This window comes from Rhodoplanes sp., assembly GCF_013377085.1.
In the GTDB taxonomy this organism is placed as follows: domain Bacteria; phylum Pseudomonadota; class Alphaproteobacteria; order Rhizobiales; family Xanthobacteraceae; genus Rhodoplanes.
Genome location: NZ_JACAAX010000043.1, coordinates 1 through 21,478 on the forward strand (window position 1 = coordinate 1; position 21,478 = coordinate 21,478).

The following is a 21,478-nucleotide window of genomic DNA, read 5'->3' on the forward strand; positions in this document are numbered from 1 at the left end:
CCCACCCCGGTCGCGAGCTGCGCTCGCGCCCGACCCTCCCCCTCCAGGGGAGGGTGAAGGGCACGCCGCCTCAAGCCTGCGTGTAGCTGGTCTTCACCGTGGTGTAGAACTCGATGGCGTAGTGGCCCTGCTCGCGCGGGCCGTAGCTCGAGCCCTTCCGGCCGCCGAACGGGACGTGATAGTCGACGCCGGCGGTGGGCAGGTTGACGTTGACCATGCCGGCGTCGGAGTTGCGCTTGAAGTGGGTCGCGTGCTTCAGGCTGGTCGTGCAGATGCCGGACGACAGACCGAACGTCGTGTCGTTGGCGACGCCGAGCGCCTCGTCGTAGTCCTTCACCCGGATGACGGCGGCGACGGGGCCGAAAATCTCCTCGCGGACGATCTGCATGTCGGTCGAGCACTCGGTGAACAGCGCCGGCTGCAGGTAAAAGCCCTGCTTGTCGCGGTTCAGCCGCTCGCCGCCCCAGGCCAGCTTGGCGCCCTCCTTCTGGCCGATGGCGATATAGCGCAGATCCTGGTCGAGCTGGTTCTGGTCGACGACCGGGCCGATGCTGGTGCCGGGCTTGAGCGCGTCGTCGACGACGAGCTGCTTCATGCGGGCGACCAGGCCCTCGACGAACCTGTCGTGGATCCCTTGCGTCACGACGAGGCGGGTGCCGGCCGTGCAGCGCTGGCCGGTCTGATAGAAGGCGCCGTTCGACGCAGCCTCGACCGCCACCGCGAGATCGGCGTCGTCGAGCACGACCAGCGGGCTCTTGCCGCCCATCTCGAGCTGCACCTTCTTCATCACCGGCGCCATGACGGCGGCCTGCGCGACTTTTCGTCCGGTGGCGACCGAGCCGGTGAACGAGATCGCGGCGACGTCGTCGTGATTGAGCAGCACGTCGCCGATCTCGGAGCCGCGGCCCATCACCAGGTTGAACACGCCCTTGGGCAGGCCGGAGCGCGAGATGATGTCGGCGAGCGCCCAGGCGCAGCCGGGCACCAGATCGGCCGGCTTGATGACGACGCAGTTGCCGTAGGCCAGCGCCGGCGCGATCTTCCAGGCCGGAATGGCAATCGGAAAGTTCCACGGCGTGATCATGGCGACGACGCCGACCGGCTCGCGCGTCACGTCGACCTCGATGCCGGTCCGGGTCGAGGCGAATTTTTCGCCCGCCACCCGCACCGCTTCGCCGGCGAAGTAGCCGAACACCTGGCCGGCCCGCGTCACCTCGCCGATGCCGTCGCCGAGCGTCTTGCCCTCCTCGCGAGCCAGCAGGCGGCCGAGTTCCTCCTTGCGGGCGAGGATCTCGGTCGAGATCCTCATCAGCGCCTCGTAACGGTCGTGCGGATTGGAGCGCGAAAAAGCCGGGAACGCCGCCTTGGCGGCCGCGATGGCGGCGTTCGCCTCGGCGCGGCTGGCGCGGGCGTACTCGCCGACAACGTCGGAGACGTCCGACGGGTTGATGTCGGGGGCGGCATTGCCGGCGGGGATCCAGTCGCCGCCGATGAGATTCTGATGCACGGTCATGGGGATCTTCGTTTCTTCGGGTTGGGGGCGGCGATCATAGAGGCTCGCGGCGCCAGCGCAACGCGGCGCCCCGACACGCCGCAGCGCTTTTCAGTGGAGATGAATCGGCTCCCATCTCCGCTCGTCCCCGCGAAAGCGCTACGGGATGCACAGATCTCGTTTTGTCGAGACCATCTGGTGGTACGGCAAAAAGAGCGCCTTCCCCACCGTCGTCATCGCCGGGCTTGACCCGGCGATCCATCATCCTGCGAACAAAGCATTTTTGCGAAAATCGATGGATGCGCGGGTCGAGCCCGCGCATGACGCTCTCATGCATGGCAAGCCTTGTGTGCATCCCGTAGCGCGAAAGCGGGGACCCAGTGGCCGCTCGACACGTGGCCCTGGATTCCCGCTTTCGCGGGAATGAACGGAGTGTGGGTCGAACTCGGCGAAACATGCACCCGGCTCAGCAGCTCTTCTCCGCCACGCCGGCTTCCGAAAAGGTCGCCATGCCGGCGTGGCACGACACCGCGGCGCGGGCGAGCAGCATCGCAGTCGCCGCCCCCGTCGCCTCGCCGAGCCGCATGCCGAGGTCGAGCAGCGGCACGAGGCCGAGCGCCACCAGCAGCGCCTTGTGACCGGGCTCGGCCGAGACATGGGCGGCGCGGCAATGGGCGAGCGCGTCGGCCGACATCCGCGCCAGCGGCAGCACGGCGGCGCTCGCCACGTAGCCGTCCAGGAGCATCGGCACGCCGTGGCGGCGCGCCGCCAGCGTCGCCCCCATCATGGCGGCGAGCTCGCGACCGCCGAGCGCCGCCGCGACGGCGAGCGGATCGCCGACCCGCGACCCGTGGCGCTGGAGGCCCGCCTCGATCGCGTCGCGCTTGCGGGCGAGGCCCTGGTCGTCGACCCCGGTGCCGCGGCCGACCCAACGGGCGGCGCCGCCGCCGAGCAGGGCCGCGCAGAGCGCGGCCGCCGCCGTGGTGTTGCCGATGCCCATTTCGCCGACCGCCAAAAGGTCGTCCTCGGGCGACACCGCCTCCCAGCCGGCCGAGACGGCGGCCAGGAAGGCGGCCTCGTCCATGGCGGGCCCCTTGGTGAAGTCGCCGGTCGGCCGGTCGAGCTCGAGCGACACCACCTTCAGGGCCGCCCCGGCCGTCTCGGCGAGACGATTGATCGCAGCGCCGCCGGCCGCATAGTTGGCCACCATCTGGGCCGTGACGTCGATCGGGAAGGCCGAGACGCCGCGCGCCGCGACGCCGTGATTGCCGGCGAACACCACGATGGAGATGCGGTCGAGCGTGGGGATCGGCCGGCCCTGCCAGCGGGCGAGCCAGACCGCGAGATCCTCCAGCCGGCCGAGGCTGCCCGGCGGCTTGGTGAGCACGGCCTGGCGCGCCAGGGCGGCCGCGGCGGCGGTCTCGTCGCCGGCCGGCAGGTCGCGACAGGCGGCGCGGAGGTCGTCTAAAGTGGGGAAGATCAAGGTGAGTCCTTTTCAATGACCAACACGTTCGGGACTGGAAACACGCTCCGCGACTGGCAGGACGACCTCCGTCTGGCGATCGGCCTGCTGACCCGAATCCCGATGCCCCATCCGGACGGGGCGGCGCCGTCATACCTCGCCCGGGCGCTGCGAGTCTTCCCGCTCGTCGGGGCGCTGATCGGCGGGGTCATCGGGGTTGCTTATTTGGGTATCCTGCTGGCCGGCGTGCCGTCGCTGCCGGCGGCGGCGCTGGCGCTCGGGATCGGCGCGCTGTTGACGGGCGGCCTGCACGAGGACGGGCTCGCCGATGTCGGCGACGGCTTCGGCGGCGGCCGCGACAAGGCCCGGAAGCTCGAGATCATGCGCGACAGCCGGCTCGGCACCTACGGGGCGCTCGCGCTGATCGTGGCCTTCGCGGTCAAGCTGTTCGCGCTCGCCGCCCTGCCCCGGATCGCCGTGCTGCCCGTGCTGGTGACGGCGCATGCGCTCGGCCGCGCCGCCATCCCGGCCCTGTCGGTGAAGCTGCCGGCGGCCCGCACCGACGGGCTCGGCGCCAAGGTCGGCGCCCCGAGCAAGGCCGTCGCCGTCACGGCCGCCGTCCTCGCCGTGCTGGTCACGCTGATCATGCTGCCCGTCAAGGAGGCCCTGCTCGCCATGGCCCTCGCGGCCGCGGCCGCGGCGGCCATCGCGGCGCTGGCGATGCGCCAGATCGGCGGCCAGACCGGCGACGTGCTCGGCGCCGCCGAGCAGGCCGTCGAGATCGCCGTGCTGGTGATGGCCGCGGCGCGGTTCGGGTGAGGCCATGTCGGATCCCGAACTGCGCCTCTGGCTGATCCGTCACGCGCCCGTCGCCGGCCCGCGCGACATCATCCATCCGCCGGACGCCCCGGCCGACACCAGCGACGCGGCGGCGATCGCGGCCGTGAAGGAGCAGCTCCCGCCCGGGGCCGCCGTCTATGCGAGCCCGGCGCAGCGCACGCTGGCGACCGCCCAGGCGCTCGGCCTCGAACCGACGCCGGAGCCGGATTTTCGCGAGCAGGGTTTCGGCGCCTGGACGGGCCGCCGGCATGCCGAGCTCGAAACCGAGCTGGGCGCCGCCTACGCCACGTTCTGGCGTTCGCCGGCCCGCCGCCGCCCCCCGGGGGGCGAGAGCTTCGTCGATCAGATCGAGCGGGTCCGGCGCGGCCTCAAGGCCCTTCCCGAAGGCGAGGCCGTGCTGGTGGTGCACTCCGGCACCATCCGGGCCGTGCTGGCGATCGCGCTGGACGTGCCGCCCGAGAGCGCGCTGCGCTTCGTCATCGCGCCGCTGTCGCTCACCCGCATCGACCGTGTCGGCGGCGGCAGCGGCGGCGGCTGGCGCATCCGCTACGTCAACCGCCGCTGATCAGGACCGGTGCCGCGTCGTGGCTCGGGCCGGCTGTCGCTCACGCCGCCCGCACGGTGGCGAGGAACCTCTCCACCTCGGAGCGGAGCTGATTGCTCTCGACGGCGAGCTGGCCGGCCGCGCTCAGCACCTCACCGGAGGCCGCACCTGTCTCCTCGGCGCCGCGGCTGACCTCGGTGATGTTCTCGGCCACCTGGGTGGTGCCGGCCGCCGCCTGCTGGATGTTGCGCGAGATCTCCGAGGTCGCCGCGCCCTGCTCCTCGACCGCCGCCGCGATGGCGGAAGCGATCTCGGCGATCTGGCCGATCGTGCCGCTGATCTCCTTGATGGCGCCGACCGACTCCTGCGTCGCCTGTTGCATGCCGGCGATCTGGGCGCCGATCTCGCCCGTCGCCTTGGCGGTCTGCGCCGCCAACGCCTTCACCTCTTGAGCCACCACGGCGAAGCCGCGCCCCGCCTCGCCGGCGCGCGCCGCCTCGATGGTGGCGTTGAGCGCCAGCAGGTTGGTCTGCTCGGCGATCGCCGTGATCAGCTTGACCACGTCGCCGATCTTGTTGGCCGCCACCGACAGCGCGCCGACGCGCGCATCGGTCTTGGCCGCCTGGCTCACCGCCGCGTCGGCGATGCGGCTCGACGCCTGCACCTGGCGGCCGATCTCGTGCACCGACGACGTCATCTCGTTGGTCGCCGCCGCGACGGCCTGGACGTTGGTCGAGGCCTCCTCCGATGCGGCGCTGACGGTCGCCGACATCTGCTGGGTCGTGTCGGCCGTGCGGGTCAGCGTGGTCGCGGTCGCCTCCAGCTCGGTCGCCGCCGACGACACCGTGCCGATGATGCCGCCGACCGCAGTTTCGAACTGATCGGCCAGCCGAACCATGTCGGCCTTGCGTTGCGCCGCGGCGCGCGCCTCGGCCTCCTTCTGCTCGGCCTCCATGGCCTGGACCCGGACGAGATTGTCCTTGAAGACCTGCATGGCGTTCGCCATGCCACCGATCTCGTCCTTGCGGCCAACTCCCTCGATGGCGACCGAGAGGTCACGGTCGGCGAGCCGCTGCATGGCCGCCGTCATCCGAGCGATCGGACCCGACACGCCGGAGACGATCGCCCAGCCGGCGCCGATGCAGAGCAGCGTCGCGAAGGCGAGCGCGCCGAGGATCATGGTGCGGGAGGCGACGTACACCTCGGCGCCGCGGCTCGCCTCCGCCTGGCCTTCACGCACCGTGAGGGCCAGCGTGTCGGTGAGCACCTTTCGCATGCGCACCGAGTTCTCGCGCATGGGGCCGATGTAGAGCGCCGTGCTGGCCGCGACGTCGTTCTTCCGCGACAGCGACAGGAGGGTCCGGCTCTTCTCCTGATAGTCGCCCCACTCCTTCTTGAACGCCTGCGCGAGAGCCTGCTGCTCGGGCGTCCTCGCCATCGGCTCGTAGGCGCGCCACGCCTCGTCGATCGCCTTGAGGGCGACCGCCATGGCGGCCTCCTGACGATCCATCGCGTCGTCCGAGCGATCGAGCACATGGGTGCCCTGATTGACCCGATACTGCTCGGTGGACTTGGCGACGGTCGCGAGCAGGCCGGTGGCCGGGAGCCAGTTGTCGCGGATCTCGGCCGCTGCGGCGTTGACATTGCCGATGCGATCGATCGCGAACCAGCCGAGCCCTGCGGTCGTCAGCGCCGCGGCGGCGAATGCCGCAATGACCTTCTGGCGGATCGAGAACGAGAGATGTCGCGTCATGGTCAGGCCGATCTAAGAGTATGGAGAGATGCCTAGCCTGACGGAAACACAGATATATTTAAGTATATTTAATACGATAAACACGATCGACATTCAGTATCCGGCGACCGAAATCGATAGTCTGTTATTACTATATTCTGTTGCACTTCGTGAAACGACTAAGCTAGTTGCTTTAATGATTGCGACCAGGACTCGGCCCGAGGCTCCGCCGCCGCATCACCGCGGCGGCACGCCGATGCATGTCGTCCTCACGCCGCCCGCACGGTGGCGAGGAACCTCTCCACCTCGGAGCGGAGGCGCTTGCTTTCGTCGGCGAGCTGGCCGGCGGCGCTCAACACCTCTCCGGAGGCCGCGCCGGTCTCGCCGGCGCCGCGGCTCACCTCGACGATGTTCTCGGCGACCTGCGTGGTTCCGGCCGACGCCTGCTGGATGTTGCGCGAGATCTCGGAGGTCGCCGCACCCTGCTCCTCGACGGCCGCCGCGATCGCCGAGGCGATCTCGGCGATCTGGCCGATGGTACCGCTGATCTCCTTGATGGCACTGACCGAGTCCTGCGTCGCCGCCTGCATGCCGGAGATCTGCGCCGCGATGTCGCCCGTCGCCTTGGCGGTCTGGGCGGCGAGCGCCTTCACCTCGGAGGCGACGACCGCGAATCCCTTGCCGGCCTCGCCGGCCCGCGCCGCCTCGATGGTGGCGTTGAGCGCCAGAAGATTGGTCTGCTCGGCGATCGCCGTGATCATCTTGACCACGTCGCCGATGCGGCTCGCCGCCTGCGACAGATCGCCGACGCGGGCGTCGGTCCTCGCCGCCTGGCTCACCGCCTCCTCGGCGATGCGGCTCGACGCCTGCACCTGGCGACCGATCTCGCCGATCGACGAGGTCATCTCGTTGGTCGCCGCGGCGACCGCCTGGACGTTGGTCGATGCCTCCTCCGAGGCGGCACTGACGGTCGCCGACATCTGCTGGGTCATCTCGGCCGTGCGGGTCAGCGTGGTGGCGGTCACCTCCAGCTCGGTCGCCGCCGACGACACCGTGCCGATGATGCCGCCCACCGCCGCCTCGAACTCGCCGGCGAGCCGATGCATGTCGTCCTTGCGCTGGGCCACGGCGCGCGCCTCCGCCTCTTTCCGCTCGGCTTCGAGTTGCCCACGCTCGACCGCATTGGACTTGAAGACGGCGACCGCCTCGGCCATCTCGCCGACCTCGTCGCGCCGGCCGACTCCGGGGATCGCGACGTCGAGCTTGCCGGCCGCGAGCTCCTTCATGGCGCCGGTCATCTGACGCAACGGCCTGGTGATCCGCCGCGCCATGACGATCGAGATGGCGAGCGTGATCAGGAGCACCAGCGCGGCGGCGATCAGGGTGCGCTGGGTCGCGGCCCAGGTCTGCGCCTGCAGATCGTCGACATAGACGCCGCTGCCGACCACCCACTGCCACGGGGCAAAGGCCGCCGCATAGGTGAGCTTCGGCTGCGGCGTCTCGGCGCCCGGCTTCGACCAGATATAGTCGAGATAGCCGGCACCGTTCTTGCGGACGGTGTCGTTCAGGGCCACCGTGATGAGGACGCCGTTGGCGTCCTTGAGGTTGGAGAGATCCTTGCCGACGATCTGCGGCGACAGCGGATGCATGAGCATCGTGTTGCTCATGTTCTGGACGAAGAAGTAGTCGTTGTTGCCGTAGCGCATCTTGGAGAGGCGGGCGAGCGCCCGCGCCTGAGCGTCGGCGACGGTGGCGTCGCCCTTCTCGGCGGCCGCGTGCTCCTCCTTGATGACCCCGACGGCCAGCTCGACGAGATGACGAAGCTCGATCTGCTTCTGCTCCTTCAGGCTCGAGGCGAGCTCTCGCGAATCGAGAAGGGTGACGCCGAGCAGGCCGAGAAATGCCAGGCCGATGAGGGCGTAGATCTTCCGGCCGATGGTCATGTCGAGTCGCGAGCGCATCGCGTCGTCTCCGGTTCGATGGGGCCGTCGACTGTTCGGCCCGATGCGGCAGGCGGTCTTGACGCGATCTGCCGACGGACAGATGCGTCCGGACGAGGCCAGCGCATAACCAGGCGAGCGAACGACGGGAGGTAACGGACCACGACGTTCAGAGTTGGCGAGAATTCTTAAAATTGAATGCAACGACGATGCGGCGGAGCCAAATATTGCTTTCGTAACGAGGGCTTAGATCGACCACCAGATCGTACTACATCCGCGAGATCTTTGTATGATGATACCTTTCATGCTGGTCAAAGAACTCGCCGGCGCCCCGCGCAGACGAAGCATGACGATGCATGGCCGGCAGATCGGACCGCGCGTCATCGCCTCGGCTGGAACATGGCCCGGCGACGTGGGAACGGGGCCGCCGTGGACCATGCGTTCATGTCGACAGAGAAGGAGAGCGTTCCGGTTTCAACCGAACGGAACACGCTCCAGGCCGATCAGGGACGTGCGGCTGTCAGGCAGCTCGCACGGTCTGCAGGAATTTCTCGACCTCGAGCTCGAGGCGGTTGCTTTCGCTCGCCAGCGACCGTGCCGAGGACAGCAGCCGCGCCTTACCCGCGCCGGTCTCGCCGGCACCGCGGCTCAGGTCGGAGATGTTGCGGGCGATCTCGCCCGCCGGCCGGCCTGCACGAGGCTGCCCTACGCCTTGCGGACGGTTGATGCGCCGCGCCGCCCGATGGGTTATACGGGCTGCCACGCGGCAATCCGCGGCGCGCCAGCGCAAGCATCGGTTGCGCCGAGGCCTGCCGGGCCCGGTCAACGCCGGGCGCATGGCCCCGTAGCTCAGTCGGATAGAGCAGCAGCCTTCTAAGCTGAAGGTCGGAGGTTCGAGTCCTCCCGGGGTCGCCACTCTCGCGCTGGCCCAATACTCTGAAGATAAAAGAGATTCTGAAATCCCGACGCGGGCCGACCGGCACACGACCGCATCCGGGTGGGCGGCGAACTCGATGCGTACCCGCTCTCCAGGTCGCGTGGTCTTCCGACTTTTACGCACGGACGCATCGATGGGGGCACGACCCGACGCAGTCACATCCCCAATAAACAGCAGACGCGGTGCCTCTCGACACCGCGCCTGACCTTGGCTGACAGCGACCGCCGACCGGATGGTTACGCGGCGCGGACCGTCTGCAGGAACTTTCCGACCTCGAGCTTGAGCCGGCTGCTCTCGCTCGACAGCGACTGGGCCGAGGACAGCACCTGCGACGAGGCGGAGCCGGTCTCGGCGGCGCCGCGATCGACCTGGGTGATGGTGTTCGCCACCTCGCTGGTGCCGGTCGAGGCCTGCTGGACGTTGCGGGCGATCTCGCCGGTCGCCGCGCCCTGCTCCTCCACGGCCGCGGCGATCGTCGCCGCGATCTCGGCGATGCGCCCGATCGTGCCGCCGATCTCCTTGATGGCCGTGACGGAGTCGTTCGTCGCCGCCTGCATGCCGGAGATCTGGGCCGCGATGTCGCCCGTCGCCTTCCCGGTCTGGGCGGCGAGCGCCTTCACCTCCTGGGCGACGACCGCGAAGCCCTTGCCGGCCTCGCCGGCGCGCGCCGCCTCGATGGTGGCGTTGAGGGCCAGGAGGTTGGTCTGCTCGGCGATCGCCGTGATCAGCTTCACCACATCGCCGATGCGGGCGGCGGCGTGCGACAGCTCGGTGATGCGACCGTCGGTCTTCTCGGCCTGCCTGACCGCCTCGCCGGCGATCCGGCTCGACTCCTGCACCTGGCGGCCGATCTCCTGCACCGAGGACGACATCTCGTTGGTGGCCGAGGCAACGCTCTGAACGTTCGCCGATGCCTGCTCGGACGCGGCCGCGACCTGGGTCGAGAGCTGGCGGGTGGTCTCGGCCGTGCGGGTCAGCGTGCCGGCGGCGGCCTCGAGCTCCGTCGAAGCCGACGACACCGTCTCGATGATCTCGCCGACCGCGCCTTCGAAATCGTCGGCGATCCGCGCCATCTCCACCTTGCGCCGCTCGCCGGCCCGCTGCTCCATCTGCGCCTGCTCGGCTTCCAGGCGACTCCGCTCCACGGCGTTCTGCTTGAACACCTCGACGGCGCCGGCCATCTTGCCGATCTCGTCCGAACGCCCGAGCCCCGGAACCGCGGTCGCCAGATCTCCGGCCGCGAGCTTTTCCATGGCATGCGTCATCCCGACGACCGGAGTAGCGATCCCCCGCGCGACCACGTAGGCGATCGCGCCTCCGAGCAGCACGGCCAGGAGGCCCATGATCTGCTGCACCAGGATCGTGCTGCTGACGAGCGCGTCCTCGCGGTCCTTCGACTCCTGGGACATGGTCACCAGGAACGACTTCGCCTTGTCCAGATCGGCCTGCATGCTCAGAATCTTCGGAGCGATGTCGTCGATATAGATGCCCCTGCCGGAGACCAGGCTGGCCATGACCACCTCGCTGGCGGCGCCGTAATCGGCGAGGATCTTCTTGACGGGCTGGATCAGGGTCCGAATGGCTGCAGGAGCGTCCTTCTCCAACGCAGCGATGTCGCCCGACGCGCTTTGCAGCGTCTGCTTCAAGATGGAGGCGCCTTTCGGATCGCGGGTGGCCTGGCCGCGCCAGTTTGCCACGCGCACGCTCAACAGCGACGAGTCGACCTTCGCGGCGAGGGCCGACAGGGCCGGGTCGCTCTCGGCTCGAACCGCGGCGACGATCGCGCGCGTGGCTGCCGTCAGCTCGTCGCCGACCTTGTAGAGCTTGTCCTTTCCGGACCTCTCCTGGTCGACCGCGGTCGCGATCTGCTGGACCTTGTCGCGAACCTGGGCGATGCCCTGCACGAGGCCACGGTACATGGCACGGCGCGCCTCGCTCGGCGTCTCACGGACCGCGATCTCGAGCTCTCGGGTCGCGCTCTGCGCGGCTTCGGCGTTCTCCTTGAGCGCTTGCTCCTGATAGTCGAACAGATACCTCAGGGTGCTGCGCCGGACGCGTTCGAGGTCACTGTCGATCGCCACGATGCGGACCACGTTCGCGCCGAGCTTGTTGGCTGCGTCGACACCGACGCGGACTTCGGAGAACTTGTAGATGGAGACCGCGGCGACGGCCATCGCAACCATCACGAGAGAGCCGAAGCCGAGATAGAGCTTCGCCCTGATCGTGGCGGACCAGATCGACTTTCGCATGATGCACCTGAGGGCTGCCGGTTGTTCGAGGCTGTTGTTCGGGGAGACAACCGGATAGAGCCATTGGAAAAATAAAGCGCACGTGGCTGCGCCTGACAGCGTATTGCTGATCGGGATTTATTAAAATGCCGTATAATCTTCGGTAGGGCTTAATACCTACACTATCCGTAGCCTGGATTTGGACGATTCTCTCCGGCGCCATGTCTTACCGGCAGGCGATCTTCGCAGCCACCATGCTCAGCGCTATACTCTGACCAGCGGCAGCGGGACGATCTTGTTGCCGGAACGCGGATCAGCCGTGATCGCAACGACTTTCGAGTCCGTGCTTGCCGCGTCGGTGGCCGCCGTCTTCTGTACGGCAGTGGGTTTTCCGATTGCCCGCCTCGTGCTGCCGCGCGCCGTCGTTTTGCCGGCCGCGCCGGCACTCGGTTTCGCAGCGCATTCGGCCGCAGCCCTGCCGGTGTTCCTGCTTTTCGGTTTTTCGCGCACGACGGTGGCCGCCGTGGCGATCGCCGCACTTATGGTCGCCGGACTCGTCGCGATCGGCATGGTCGCGAGCGACCGCCGCGCGGCGTGCCTGCGAGCCGCATCGTCGGATCGCGAGACGACCTCCGTCCGGGCCGTGCTCGCACTGGTGCTGGCGGCCGCCCTCCTCGCCGTCGTGCCGGCCGCGGCGGTCGCCCCGAAAATTTCCGACGGCGCCGTCCTGCTGTCGGCCCCGATCTTCGACCACGCCAAGGTCGCCATCATCGACGGCATCGTCCGGCTCGGCCTGCCGCCGGCAAACCCGTTCTTCGGCGAGCAGGGCGAGGCCGGACGGCTCGCCTATTACTATCTCTGGCATGTCGCGGCGGCCGAGCTGTCGGCCGGCCTCGGCATCACGGGCTGGGCGGCCGACATCGGCCTCACCTGGTTCTCGGCCTTCGCCTCGCTCGGCGTGATGATGGGCGTCGCCGCCCGGCTGTCCGGCCGAATGCTTGCGGCGGCCCTGGTGCTGCCACTCGCGGCGGCGGGATCGATGCGGCCTGTTGTGTCGGCCTTGCTGGGCGGCGATCGGGTCGCGGAAATTCTCGACTGGCCATCGGGATTTTCCGGCTGGATGTTCCAGAGCGCCTGGGTGCCGCAGCATTTGTCGGCCGCCAGCACGGCGGTCCTCGCCGTGCTGGTGCTGCCGCGGCTCGCCGAACGTCGCGGGATCCGGCGCGATCTCGCCACCGTGGTGACGCTGGCGCTGCTGATCGCGGCGAGCTTCGCGCTGTCGACCTGGATCGGCGCCGTGGTGCTGCCGCCCGCCCTCGTCGTCGCGTGCGTCGTCCTGCTGTGGCGCGCCGCGCCGGCCGACCGGCCGCGGCTCCTGGCGCTGGCGGCGGTCGCGGGCGCGGCAGCACTGGTGCTCGCCGCACCACTGATCGTCGACCAGCTCGGCACGGTGGGGGCGCGCGGGAACGCGGCGCCTCTGGTTCTGCGCCCCTTCCCGGTGCTGAACGCGGCACTGAACATACCCGAGACGCTGCACCGCGCCCTCGATCTCGCGGCCTATTGGCTCATCGAACTCCCCATCGAGCTGCCGGCCATCTACCCGGCCGGCCTCGCGGCAATGGCCATCGCGCTCTTCGCCCGGCGCAGCGAGCCTGGGCGAAGCCTCACATTCACGCTGGTCGCGCTCGGGGGAGTCGGGCTCCTGGTGCCGTGGCTGATCGCCAGCACGCTCGGCGACAACAACGATCTCGGCCTGCGTGCCGTGCTGCCGGCGGTGCTGATCCTCACCGGCTTCGCGGCGGCTGGCCTCGCAGAGTGGCTGAGCCGTGGCCAATACCTCGCCGCGGCAGCCGCCCTGGCCGCGCTGGCGCTCGCCCTGCCCGACACCGTCCACCTCGTGCGGTCCGATCTCGCCGGCACCGAGACGGCGTCGAGCCGGGCGCTCGCCGGAACGGCCGAGATGTGGGCGGCGGTGCGCCGGCATGCCGGCCCGGCCGAGCGCATCGCCAACAACCCGCTGTTTCTCGCCGACCTGACGCCGTGGCCCGTGAATCTCTCCTGGGCGCTGCTCGCAAACCGCAGCTCGTGCTTTCCGGGACGCGAGCTGGCGCTCGCCTACGCGCCGCTGCCGCCGGCGCGCCGCGACGCCATCGATGCGCAGTTCGTCCGCGTCTTCGCCGGCACCGGCACGGCGGAGGACATTTTCGACTTGGCGGAGCGTTCGGGCTGCCGGGTGGCGGTCGTCACGCCGCAGGACGGCGCCTGGACGCGCGACCTGTTCGCTGCGAGCCCACTCTATCGGCTGGCCGAGGAGCAGCCCGGCCGCTGGCGGATCTATCGCCGCAGCGACGTGGCGGCCGACCGTCCGCGGTCCTGAACACCGAGCTGCTTCAAATCCCGGCGAACCAATTGAAACCCTGCTTGCTCCAGAACGTCTCGGGGAACGTGTTGGTCACGCTGATGGCCGTGATCCATTTGGCGTTCTTGAAGCCGAGCTTGGTGCCCATGCGCAGCCGCAGCGGATAGCCGAACGGGTCGGTGATCGGCTCGCGGCCGTAGCGCGTCGCCAGGATGGTCTGCGGATGCAGCGCCGTCGCCATGTCGATGCTTTCGGTGTAGTCGTCGGCGCAGGTGAAGGCGACGTATTTGGCGGTGAGGTCGGCACCGATCCGCTGGAGGAAGTCCTTGAGCCGCACGCCCGACCACTGGCCGACATAGTCCCAGCCCTCGACGCAGATGTGGCGGACGATCAGCTCGGTCTCGGGCAGCGCCGCCATCTGCTGCGCCGTCCAGCGCCGCTTGTCGCCGATCAGGCCGGCCAGCTCGAGCGTCCAGGTGGCGCCGTCGAGCGGCCGGATCTCCTCGACGTCGTAATAGGCGTTGAAGCGCGCCGGCTTCAGCACGGCCGATTCCGGATAGGTCGGCGCCAGGTGGTCGCCGCGGAAGATCGCCGCCTGCACGCGATCGTTCCACTGCGACACGGCGAGCAGCGCCTTGCGGACCGAACCGTCGTCGGCGACGTCGCAGCCGGTCAGCATGGTCAAGGCGCCGAGACTGAGCGTGCCGCGAAGAAGCTTGCGGCGGTCGATCTCGGCGAGCAGCCCCTTGTGCTCGCGAAGGATGCTCTGGTCGATGCCCGCGGCCGGGCGAAACTGCGAGCGGGCGGGCGTGGTCCTGGCCATGTCTCGTCTCCGTCCCTTTGAGGTCATTCGGCCGGCATGGCGGCGCTGTGCGAGGACGCCGGATCGACGCGCGGGCCGCCGGTCAGCATTGCCAGCAGCGAACGCGGCACCAGCAGCGCGAGCGCGACATGCACCGCCAGGAACAGGACGATCGCCGCCATGCACAGGAAGTGCACCAGACGCGCGGTCTGAAAATCGTAGAAGAGCACCAGCAGGCCCGAGAGCTGCACCGGCTTCCAGATCGCCAGCCCGGACAGCACGACGACGATGCCGACCAGGATGATGCCGACATAGAGCACACGCTGCACCGCGTTGTAATGGGTGAGATCGTCGTGCCTCAGCCGGAAGGTCAGCGCATCCCGCACGGTCGCCAGCACCTCGTGCGGCCATATCGGAAAGAGCTTGCGGCGGAACCGGCCCGTGACGATGCCGTAGATCAGATAGGCGAGGCCGTTGAGCGCGATCACCCACATGCCGAAGAAATGCCATTGCAGCGCGTGCTGGGCGTACTTGCCGAGCGTGATCGCGTCGGGAACATGCAGCCAGCCGAAGATCACCTCGTCGTTGTAGATCTTCCAGCCGCTGGCGATCATGATCAGCATGGCGGCGGCGTTGATCCAGTGCATCAGCCGCAGCGGCAGCGGATGCAGCCGCGCCGGCGGCGACGGCTCGACCTCTGCGACCTTCATCGTCATGCCGTCCATCGGGATGCTCCGTTTGCCGCGCCGCGCGATCGAGAACCGTCGTCGGCGCGGATGCTAATCGCCGGCATCGCGCGCCGCCAAGCCGACTGCGCAACACAACTTCGTGTCTCCCGTCACCTCGGACCGTGACGGCGGTCTCGACGTGATACGATCGAAAGCCCCGATGTTAGGTCGGTCCGGTCACGTCGCGCTCCGCCGTGTTGCGTGTTGATCGATCGTGAGCACGACGCCGTGTAACAACGATCCGGGCCGCTGCGTATAGACCGTGAGGCGAAGCGTGGCCGCACAGGCGGCGCGATCGTCGCCGGACGACGAGGACGGGCACCATGGCAACGCCGAGCGGAGAGACTACACGACAACCGACGCCGCGGCCGGAGGAGATCACGCCCGAGGCCCGGATGGAGCGGCGCTGGCCGCAACCCGTGCAGGTCGGCGCGCTGATCGGCCTGCCCGTGCTCGACGACGACGACCGCACGCTCGGCGTCGTCCGTCGCGTGATGCGCACGCCGGCCGACAAGATCGTGCTGATCGTCGACCACCATGCGTGGTACGGGCTCGGCTGGCTCGGCCTCGGCGTTCGGCCCGTGTCGGTGCCGATCGAGGTGGTGGCGATCTTCGGACGCCAGCTCGCGTCGCTCGACATGCCGCCGGCCGACTACGCCGCCGCGCCGACCTGGGCGCAACGGCAGGAGACCGATATTCCGGCCGGCGAGACCATCAGGATCGCACTGACCCGGCGGTGACACAGCCTCGAAGCTGGCACGGCGTGCCGCCCGCGCCGCATGCACACATCTGCACCGGCGCAAGCCGTGCGATCACGTGTCTGTGACGCGCGTAACGAAACGGCCTCTCGTGCGTAGCTCTCACAGGGGCACGCCGCTAGCTCATATCGGCGCGCCCGACGTCGTCCCGATCCGAGGAGCTCCGTCGATGCAGGCTGGCGCCACCTCCGCGAACGGTTTCGTCCCCGACGCGACGCGCCGAGACGAGAGTTGCGGTATCGCCGTGATGGCCAAGGCTTCGGCGCCGGGCCGCACCAAGACGCGGCTGACGCCGCCGCTGACGGCCGACGAGGCGGCACGGTTCAACACGGCTTTCCTGCAGGACATCGCCGCCAATCTCCGGGCCGCTGCGCGGCAGGCCGCCGCACGACACGCGGCGATCGCCGGCTACATGGCCTATGGGCCGCCCGGGCCGGAGTCCTTGTCGTTCTTCCGTAAGTCGCTGCCGCCCGACATCGGCCTGTTCGAGATGTGGCGCGGCGATTTCGGCGTCTGTCTCTACGAGACCATCGTGGCCCTGCTCGACCATGGGCATACCAGCGCCGTGGTCCTCAACTCCGACAGCCCGACGCTGCCGACCGCGCTGCTGGTCGAGACGGCCACGCGGCTCGCCGCGCCCGGCGACCGTGCCGTGCTCGGGCCCTCTACGGACGGCGGCTACTATCTGCTCGGCCTGAAGGCGGCGCATCGGCACATGTTCGCCGACATCGCCTGGAGCACCGAAAGAGTGGCCGAGCAGACCATCACGCGGGCCCGCGAGATCGGGCTCGCGCTCCACATCCTGCCGGCCTGGTACGACGTCGACGACGTCGACGCGTTGCGGCGCCTGCACGCCGAGGTGAACGATGCCGAGCGGACCGAGCCCGCCCCCGCGCACGGCCTCGTGCCGCATCGCGCCCGTCACAGCGCGGCCCTTCTGACCGACCTTTGTCGACGAGGAGACTTCATGCATCGCCTGAACCTTCCGGAGCTGGCCGCTGCGCCGGCCGGTCGCCCTGCCCTTGCCGCGACCGAGGTGGCCGCATGGAAGTGATGGTGCCCCGCGTCGATCCGCGTCGCTATTTCGAAAGCGTCCAGGCGCGCGAGAACCGCACCGAGCGGCCGCCCGTCTGCGTCTATCTGGAGACGACCAACCGCTGCAATCTTCTGTGCACGACCTGCCCGCGCACCTACGAGGAACTCGAGCCGCCGGCCGACATGAGCTGGGATCTGTTCGTCCGCATCGTCGACCAGATTCCGGACCTGCAGCGCGCCGTGCTGCACGGCGTCGGCGAGCCTATGCTGGTCAAGGCCCTGCCCCGCATGGTCCGCTACCTGAAGGACCGCGGCGTCTACGTGCTATTCAACACCAACGGCACCGTGCTGAACGATCGCAACGGCCGCGCCCTGATCGCCGCCGGGCTCGACGAGATGCGGGTGTCATTCGACGCCGCCAACGCGACATCGTATCTGGCGATCCGCGGCAAGAACTACTTCGACCGCATCCTGAAGAACGTCCGCGCGTTCCGCGACCTGCAGAAGCGCGAGGGCCACGAGCGGCCGCGCGTCTCCGCCTGGCTCACCGGCCTGCGCGAGACCATCGCCGAGCTGCCCGACTTCGTCCGCGTCGCGGCGGAGACCGGCGTCGAGGAAATCTACCTGCAGCGGCTGGTGTACTTCGAGGAGAACGCCATCGGCCGGGCGCGGCCCGACCAGGCGCTCTATGAAAAGCTGTCGGCCGACGAAACGGTCCATATCGATCGTGCGACGGAACTGGCGCGCGCGCTCGGCGTGATGTTCAGCGCCTCCGGCGCGGCCTCCGAGCCCGGCATGAGCCTCAAGCGCAGCGACGACGGCTCGCCGTGGTCGATGTGCCGGCGGCCCTGGACCGTGATGTATTTCACCGCCAACGGCCGGGCGCTCCCCTGCTGCATCGCGCCGTTCTCGCAGCGCGGCTACGAGAACTACACGCTCGGCGACGCCACCCGGGAGTCGCTGCGGGACATTTGGAACGGCGAGTCATATCGGGACTTCCGGTCGGGCCTGATGTCCGACGCGCCGCCGCGCGCCTGCGCGAGCTGCGGCCTGCGCTGGAGCCTGTGATGGAGGCGTCCCGCTCCACCCGGCCCGCTCCGGGCGTCGCCCTGGTGATCCCGACCTTCAACGAGGTCGAGTCGATCGGCGCCGTCGTCCGCGCCGTCTCGCGCGAAACCATCGACGAGATCATCGTCGCCGACGGCGGCAGCACCGACGGCACGACCGAGGCCGCCGTGCAGGCGGGCGCCCGCGTCGTCGACGCCGGCCGCGGCTACGGCCGCGCCTGCCTGCTCGGCGCCGAGGCGACCAAGGCCGGCATCGTCGCCTACATGGACGGCGACGGCGCCGACGATCCGGCCGCGCTGACGAGCCTGCTCGCGCCGATCCGGGCCGGCGCCTGCGACTTCACCATCGCGTCGCGCACCCGCGGCGAACGCGAGCCGGGCAGCATGGCGGCGCATCAGGTGCTGGCCGGAACGGTGGCGGGCGGATTGATCGGCCTCCTCTACGGCGTCCGCTACACCGACATGTGCGCCCTGCGGGCGATCCGCCGCGACCGCCTGATGGCGCTCGGCATGCGCGAACTCGGCTACGGCTGGAATCTCGAGATGCAGATGCGGGCCGCCCGGGCGGGACTTCGCATCGCCGAGATCCCGGTGTCGTATCGCTGCCGGATCGGCGGCGAATCGAAGGTCGCCGGCAGCCTCTTCGGGACGCTGCGGGCCGGCAGCCGCATCGTCGCCACCTTCGCCCGAGTGGCGCTGGAGCGCGCGCCCAAGAGCATCGGCACCGGCGCGGCCGGGCCGGCCGCTGCGGGTGTGGCCAGTCCGCAGCGGGGGCCGCGATCATGAACGACGGCTCGCTCGCCCGCTTCGCCACGCCGCTGCTCGCCCGACGCGATCATCATCGGCCGTCGGTGTTCCGGCCCGAGAACATGCTGCGCGAGGCGCGCCGCCAGAAGGGGCTCGGTGCCGGCCGCGTGCCGCGTGTCTGCGTGCTCGATCCCGACGGCGACATCTGCGACCATGTGCGCCGCCACCGCGACGCGCGTCCCTCCGGCGCCTGGGCCTGCTATCACACGCGCCTGTGGGAGTGGGAGCAGGACGGCGTGCCACACGGCATCGTCGGCTGCGCGGTCGGCGGCTCGTTCTCGGTGCTGGTCGCCGAGCAGCTCTTCGTCTCGGGCTGCGAGTTCCTGATCAGCATCGCCTCGGCCGGCCAGATCGCCGACACGGTGCCGCCGCCCTGCTACATCCTGATCGCGCGGGCGTTGCGCGACGAAGGCACCAGCCATCACTACGTGCCGCCGGCCGAGTATGCCCGGCTCGACCCGGCGCTGCAGACCCTGTCGATCAACGCGTTCCGCGACGCCGGCATCGCCGTGCAGGTCGGTGCGAGCTGGACCACCGACGCGCCGTTCCGCGAGACCGCCGAGATGATCGCGGCCCGCAAGTCAGCCGGCATCCTCACGGTGGAGATGGAGGCGGCGGCGCTCTATGCCTTTGCCGAGGCGCGCGACGTGCCGGTGGTCTGCCTCGCCCATGTCAGCAACCAGCTCGGCTGCGTCGACGGCGACTTCGAGAAAGGCGACGGCAACGGCGTGCTCGGCTCGATGGCGCTGATCTCGACGCTCACCTCGGCCTGGCGGGCCAGCAGAGCGTTTGCGAGCGAAGCGGGAACCGGTTCGCGTGAAGAAGGCGCTCTGTCTGTAAACTTATAGAGCGCGTTCGGACGCCAAACCGGACTCCACTTCTGCTGAACGCGCGCCAGCGACGTGGCTCACGCCTCGTCCGGCTTGCGGCGCATGAAGTCGAAGTCGCAGCCTTCGTCCGCCTGCAGCACCGTGCGGTAATACAGCCGCGCATAGCCGCGTTCGGCCCACTCCGGTTCGACGATGGCGCCTTGCGCCGCGCGCCGGCGCGCGAGCTCGGCGTCGTCGACCAGCACGTCGATGCGACGCGCCGCGACATCGAGCCTGATCTGGTCGCCGGTCTGCACCAGCGCCAGCGGCCCGCCGTCGGCCGATTCCGGCGTGATGTGCAGCACGATGGTGCCGAACGCCGTGCCGCTCATCCGCGCGTCGGAGATGCGCACCATGTCCTTCACGCCCTGGCGGCCGAGCTTCATCGGGATCGGCAGATAGCCGGCCTCGGGCATGCCGGGCGCCCCCTTGGGGCCGGTGTTGCGCAACACCAGCACGTCGTCGGGCGCGACGTCGAGATCCGGATCGTCGATGCGCGCCGCCATGTCGGCGGTCGACTCGAACACCACGGCGCGGCCGGTGTGCTGCAGAAGCGCCGGGGTCGCGGCGCTGTGCTTGATCACGGCACCGCGCGGGGCGAGGTTGCCGCGCAGCACCGCGACGGCGCCGACCGGCTTGATCGGATCGGCGGCCGAGCGGATCACGGTCTGCCCCGGCACCTCCTCGGCGGCGGCGACCACGTCGCGCATCGTGCCGCCCATCACGGTCGGGGCGTCGAGATCGATCAGCGAGCCGAGTTGCTGCATCAGCTTGGGCATGCCGCCGGCATGGTGAAAATGCTCCATGTAGTGGTCGCCGGACGGCTTGAGGTCGACCAGCACCGGCACGTCGCGGCCGATCGTGTCGAACGTGTCGAGGTCGATCTTGTGCACGGTGCGGTTGGCGATCGCGGTCAGGTGGACGATGCCGTTGGTCGAGCCGCCGATCGCCTGCAGCACCACCTGGGCGTTGCGGAACGCGGCCGGGGTGAGGATCTCGCTCGGGCGCGGGCCGCCCGACACCGCCATCTCGGCGGCGCGGCGGCCGCTCGCCTCGGCGAGGCGCACCCGCTCGGCATGCGGGGCCGGGATGGTCGCGCTCATCGGCAGCGACAGGCCGAGCGCCTCGGTCATGCAGGCGATAGTCGAGGCTGTGCCCATCACCATGCAGGTGCCGACCGAGGGTGCGAGCCGGCCGTTGACCTGCTCGATCTCCTCCTCGTCGAGCTTGCCGGCCCGGTGGGCGCTCCACAGGCGCCGGCAGTCCGTGCAGGCGCCCAGAACCTCGCCCTTGTGATGGCCGACCACCATGGGGCCGACCGGCACCACGACGGTCGGCAGATCGACGCTCGCGGCCGCCATGATCTGGGCCGGCAGCGTCTTGTCGCAGCCGCCGATGACGATGACGGCGTCCATCGGCTGCGCCCGGATCATCTCCTCGGTGTCCATCGCCATCAGGTTGCGCAGGAACATCGAGGTCGGATGGGCAAAGCTCTCGTGGATCGAGATGGTCGGAAAGACCATCGGCATGGCGCCGGCCAGCATGACGCCGCGCTTGGCCGCCTCGATCAGGGCCGGCATGTTGCCGTGGCAGGGATTGTAGTCGCTGCCCGTGTTGGTGATGCCGACGATCGGGCGCTCGAGCGCATCGTCCGAATAGCCCATGGCCTTGATGAAGGCCTTGCGCAGGAACAGCGAGAAACCGGCGTCACCATAGCTCGTGAGGCCCTTGCGCAAGCCCTTGCTCATTGTCGTCTCCTTGCGGCCCGCGTCCGTCGGTCGGGCCTCGCCATGTCGGATCACTGTACAGGACGCCGGCGCCGGGGCGGCTCCGGTCTTCTCATGCGAGCCCTTCCGGGGAGGCAGGGCTCGCCCGTCG

The 21,478-nt window shown here is 69.5% G+C and carries 17 protein-coding genes and 1 tRNA gene; 9 read left to right on the forward strand and 9 right to left on the reverse strand.

All coding sequences use genetic code 11. From position 1 onward, the window contains the following. Positions 1-70 precede the first annotated feature (70 nt). Entirely contained in the window at positions 71-1,513 is a 1,443-nt protein-coding gene (locus HXX10_RS23665; RefSeq protein ID WP_296525729.1) for an aldehyde dehydrogenase family protein, read from the reverse strand. A gap of 445 nt (positions 1,514-1,958) precedes the next feature. Beyond that, the gene (gene cobT / locus HXX10_RS23670; RefSeq protein WP_296525730.1) at positions 1,959-2,975 is read right to left on the reverse strand and encodes a nicotinate-nucleotide--dimethylbenzimidazole phosphoribosyltransferase; all 1,017 of its coding nucleotides are present in this window, start codon (positions 2,973-2,975) and stop codon (positions 1,959-1,961) included. A 15-nt stretch (positions 2,976-2,990) separates the two neighbouring features. On the opposite strand from cobT, the gene cobS reads away from it, so the two are divergent. Both cobS and HXX10_RS23680 read left to right on the forward strand, forming a co-directional pair. Next, positions 2,991-3,773 carry an adenosylcobinamide-GDP ribazoletransferase gene (gene cobS, locus HXX10_RS23675; protein WP_296525731.1) on the forward strand — a complete coding sequence of 261 codons (783 nt, stop codon included), beginning with the start codon at positions 2,991-2,993 and terminating at the stop codon, positions 3,771-3,773. 4 nt (positions 3,774-3,777) lie between these two features. Continuing rightward, a complete protein-coding gene (locus HXX10_RS23680) occupies positions 3,778-4,359 on the forward strand; it encodes a histidine phosphatase family protein (RefSeq protein WP_296525732.1) in 582 nt (193 codons plus the stop codon). 40 nt (positions 4,360-4,399) lie between these two features. Here the strand turns inward: HXX10_RS23680 and HXX10_RS23685 are convergent, their stop codons facing one another. From HXX10_RS23685 to HXX10_RS23695, 3 genes are all read right to left on the reverse strand, one after another. Further along, a complete protein-coding gene (locus tag HXX10_RS23685; protein ID WP_296525733.1) occupies positions 4,400-6,091 on the reverse strand; it encodes a methyl-accepting chemotaxis protein in 1,692 nt (563 codons plus the stop codon). 248 nt (positions 6,092-6,339) lie between these two features. Continuing rightward, a complete protein-coding gene (locus tag HXX10_RS23690; RefSeq protein ID WP_296525734.1) occupies positions 6,340-8,031 on the reverse strand; it encodes a methyl-accepting chemotaxis protein in 1,692 nt (563 codons plus the stop codon). Between the two features lie 499 nt (positions 8,032-8,530). After that, positions 8,531-8,773: a hypothetical protein gene (locus HXX10_RS23695; RefSeq protein WP_296525735.1), complete on the reverse strand. Its 243-nt coding sequence runs from the start codon at positions 8,771-8,773 to the stop codon at positions 8,531-8,533. A 75-nt stretch (positions 8,774-8,848) separates the two neighbouring features. On the opposite strand from HXX10_RS23695, the gene HXX10_RS23700 reads away from it, so the two are divergent. Next, a tRNA-Arg gene (locus tag HXX10_RS23700) sits at positions 8,849-8,925 on the forward strand. Between the two features lie 258 nt (positions 8,926-9,183). Here HXX10_RS23700 and HXX10_RS23705 read toward each other — a convergent pair. Then, on the reverse strand, positions 9,184-11,196 hold the full coding sequence (locus tag HXX10_RS23705) for a methyl-accepting chemotaxis protein (protein WP_296525736.1): 2,013 nt from the start codon (positions 11,194-11,196) through the stop codon (positions 9,184-9,186). A gap of 298 nt (positions 11,197-11,494) precedes the next feature. On the opposite strand from HXX10_RS23705, the gene HXX10_RS23710 reads away from it, so the two are divergent. Then, complete coding sequence (locus HXX10_RS23710) at positions 11,495-13,552, forward strand: hypothetical protein (protein WP_296525737.1); 2,058 nt, start codon at positions 11,495-11,497, stop codon at positions 13,550-13,552. Between the two features lie 13 nt (positions 13,553-13,565). Here HXX10_RS23710 and HXX10_RS23715 read toward each other — a convergent pair whose 3' ends face one another. Together HXX10_RS23715 and HXX10_RS23720 are read right to left on the reverse strand one after the other, a co-directional pair. Further along, positions 13,566-14,357, reverse strand: a complete 792-nt coding sequence (locus HXX10_RS23715; protein WP_296525738.1) for a molybdopterin-dependent oxidoreductase — start codon at positions 14,355-14,357, stop codon at positions 13,566-13,568. A 23-nt stretch (positions 14,358-14,380) separates the two neighbouring features. Beyond that, on the reverse strand, positions 14,381-15,061 hold the full coding sequence (locus tag HXX10_RS23720; protein WP_296525739.1) for a cytochrome b/b6 domain-containing protein: 681 nt from the start codon (positions 15,059-15,061) through the stop codon (positions 14,381-14,383). 326 nt (positions 15,062-15,387) lie between these two features. Between HXX10_RS23720 and HXX10_RS23725 the strand changes: the two genes are divergently transcribed. The 5 genes from HXX10_RS23725 to HXX10_RS23745 all read left to right on the forward strand — a co-directional run bounded on the left by HXX10_RS23725 (position 15,388) and on the right by HXX10_RS23745 (position 19,579). Continuing rightward, positions 15,388-15,804: a hypothetical protein gene (locus tag HXX10_RS23725; protein WP_296525740.1), complete on the forward strand. Its 417-nt coding sequence runs from the start codon at positions 15,388-15,390 to the stop codon at positions 15,802-15,804. A gap of 187 nt (positions 15,805-15,991) precedes the next feature. Further along, entirely contained in the window at positions 15,992-16,876 is an 885-nt protein-coding gene (locus tag HXX10_RS23730) for a TIGR04282 family arsenosugar biosynthesis glycosyltransferase (RefSeq protein WP_296525741.1), read from the forward strand. After that, positions 16,867-17,925 (forward strand): radical SAM protein, encoded by a 1,059-nt coding sequence (locus HXX10_RS23735; RefSeq protein ID WP_296525742.1) that lies wholly within the window; start codon positions 16,867-16,869, stop codon positions 17,923-17,925. The genes HXX10_RS23730 and HXX10_RS23735 overlap by 10 nt, the downstream gene beginning before the upstream one ends. Next, positions 17,925-18,710: a glycosyltransferase family 2 protein gene (locus tag HXX10_RS23740; protein ID WP_296525743.1), complete on the forward strand. Its 786-nt coding sequence runs from the start codon at positions 17,925-17,927 to the stop codon at positions 18,708-18,710. The genes HXX10_RS23735 and HXX10_RS23740 overlap by 1 nt, the downstream gene beginning before the upstream one ends. Further along, positions 18,707-19,579 carry a nucleoside phosphorylase gene (locus HXX10_RS23745; RefSeq protein WP_296525744.1) on the forward strand — a complete coding sequence of 291 codons (873 nt, stop codon included), beginning with the start codon at positions 18,707-18,709 and terminating at the stop codon, positions 19,577-19,579. Before HXX10_RS23740 ends, HXX10_RS23745 begins: the two co-directional genes overlap by 4 nt. Before the next feature lie 59 nt (positions 19,580-19,638). On the opposite strand, the gene HXX10_RS23750 is transcribed toward HXX10_RS23745, so the two are convergent. Continuing rightward, positions 19,639-21,348 carry an IlvD/Edd family dehydratase gene (locus HXX10_RS23750; RefSeq protein ID WP_296525745.1) on the reverse strand — a complete coding sequence of 570 codons (1,710 nt, stop codon included), beginning with the start codon at positions 21,346-21,348 and terminating at the stop codon, positions 19,639-19,641. Between the last annotated feature and the right edge of the window lie 130 nt (positions 21,349-21,478).

Coding starts and splice junctions, on each gene's coding strand:
- HXX10_RS23665 (WP_296525729.1), bottom strand. CDS start 1,513: ATGACCGTGCATCAGAATCTCATCGGCGGCGACTGGATCCCCGCCGGC.
- cobS (WP_296525731.1), top strand. CDS start 2,991: ATGACCAACACGTTCGGGACTGGAAACACGCTCCGCGACTGGCAGGAC.
- HXX10_RS23680 (WP_296525732.1), top strand. CDS start 3,778: ATGTCGGATCCCGAACTGCGCCTCTGGCTGATCCGTCACGCGCCCGTC.
- HXX10_RS23685 (WP_296525733.1), bottom strand. CDS start 6,091: ATGACGCGACATCTCTCGTTCTCGATCCGCCAGAAGGTCATTGCGGCA.
- HXX10_RS23690 (WP_296525734.1), bottom strand. CDS start 8,031: ATGCGCTCGCGACTCGACATGACCATCGGCCGGAAGATCTACGCCCTC.
- HXX10_RS23705 (WP_296525736.1), bottom strand. CDS start 11,196: ATGCGAAAGTCGATCTGGTCCGCCACGATCAGGGCGAAGCTCTATCTC.
- HXX10_RS23715 (WP_296525738.1), bottom strand. CDS start 14,357: ATGGCCAGGACCACGCCCGCCCGCTCGCAGTTTCGCCCGGCCGCGGGC.
- HXX10_RS23720 (WP_296525739.1), bottom strand. CDS start 15,061: ATGGACGGCATGACGATGAAGGTCGCAGAGGTCGAGCCGTCGCCGCCG.
- HXX10_RS23725 (WP_296525740.1), top strand. CDS start 15,388: ATGGCAACGCCGAGCGGAGAGACTACACGACAACCGACGCCGCGGCCG.
- HXX10_RS23730 (WP_296525741.1), top strand. CDS start 15,992: ATGCAGGCTGGCGCCACCTCCGCGAACGGTTTCGTCCCCGACGCGACG.
- HXX10_RS23735 (WP_296525742.1), top strand. CDS start 16,867: ATGGAAGTGATGGTGCCCCGCGTCGATCCGCGTCGCTATTTCGAAAGC.
- HXX10_RS23740 (WP_296525743.1), top strand. CDS start 17,925: ATGGAGGCGTCCCGCTCCACCCGGCCCGCTCCGGGCGTCGCCCTGGTG.
- HXX10_RS23745 (WP_296525744.1), top strand. CDS start 18,707: ATGAACGACGGCTCGCTCGCCCGCTTCGCCACGCCGCTGCTCGCCCGA.
- HXX10_RS23750 (WP_296525745.1), bottom strand. CDS start 21,348: ATGAGCAAGGGCTTGCGCAAGGGCCTCACGAGCTATGGTGACGCCGGT.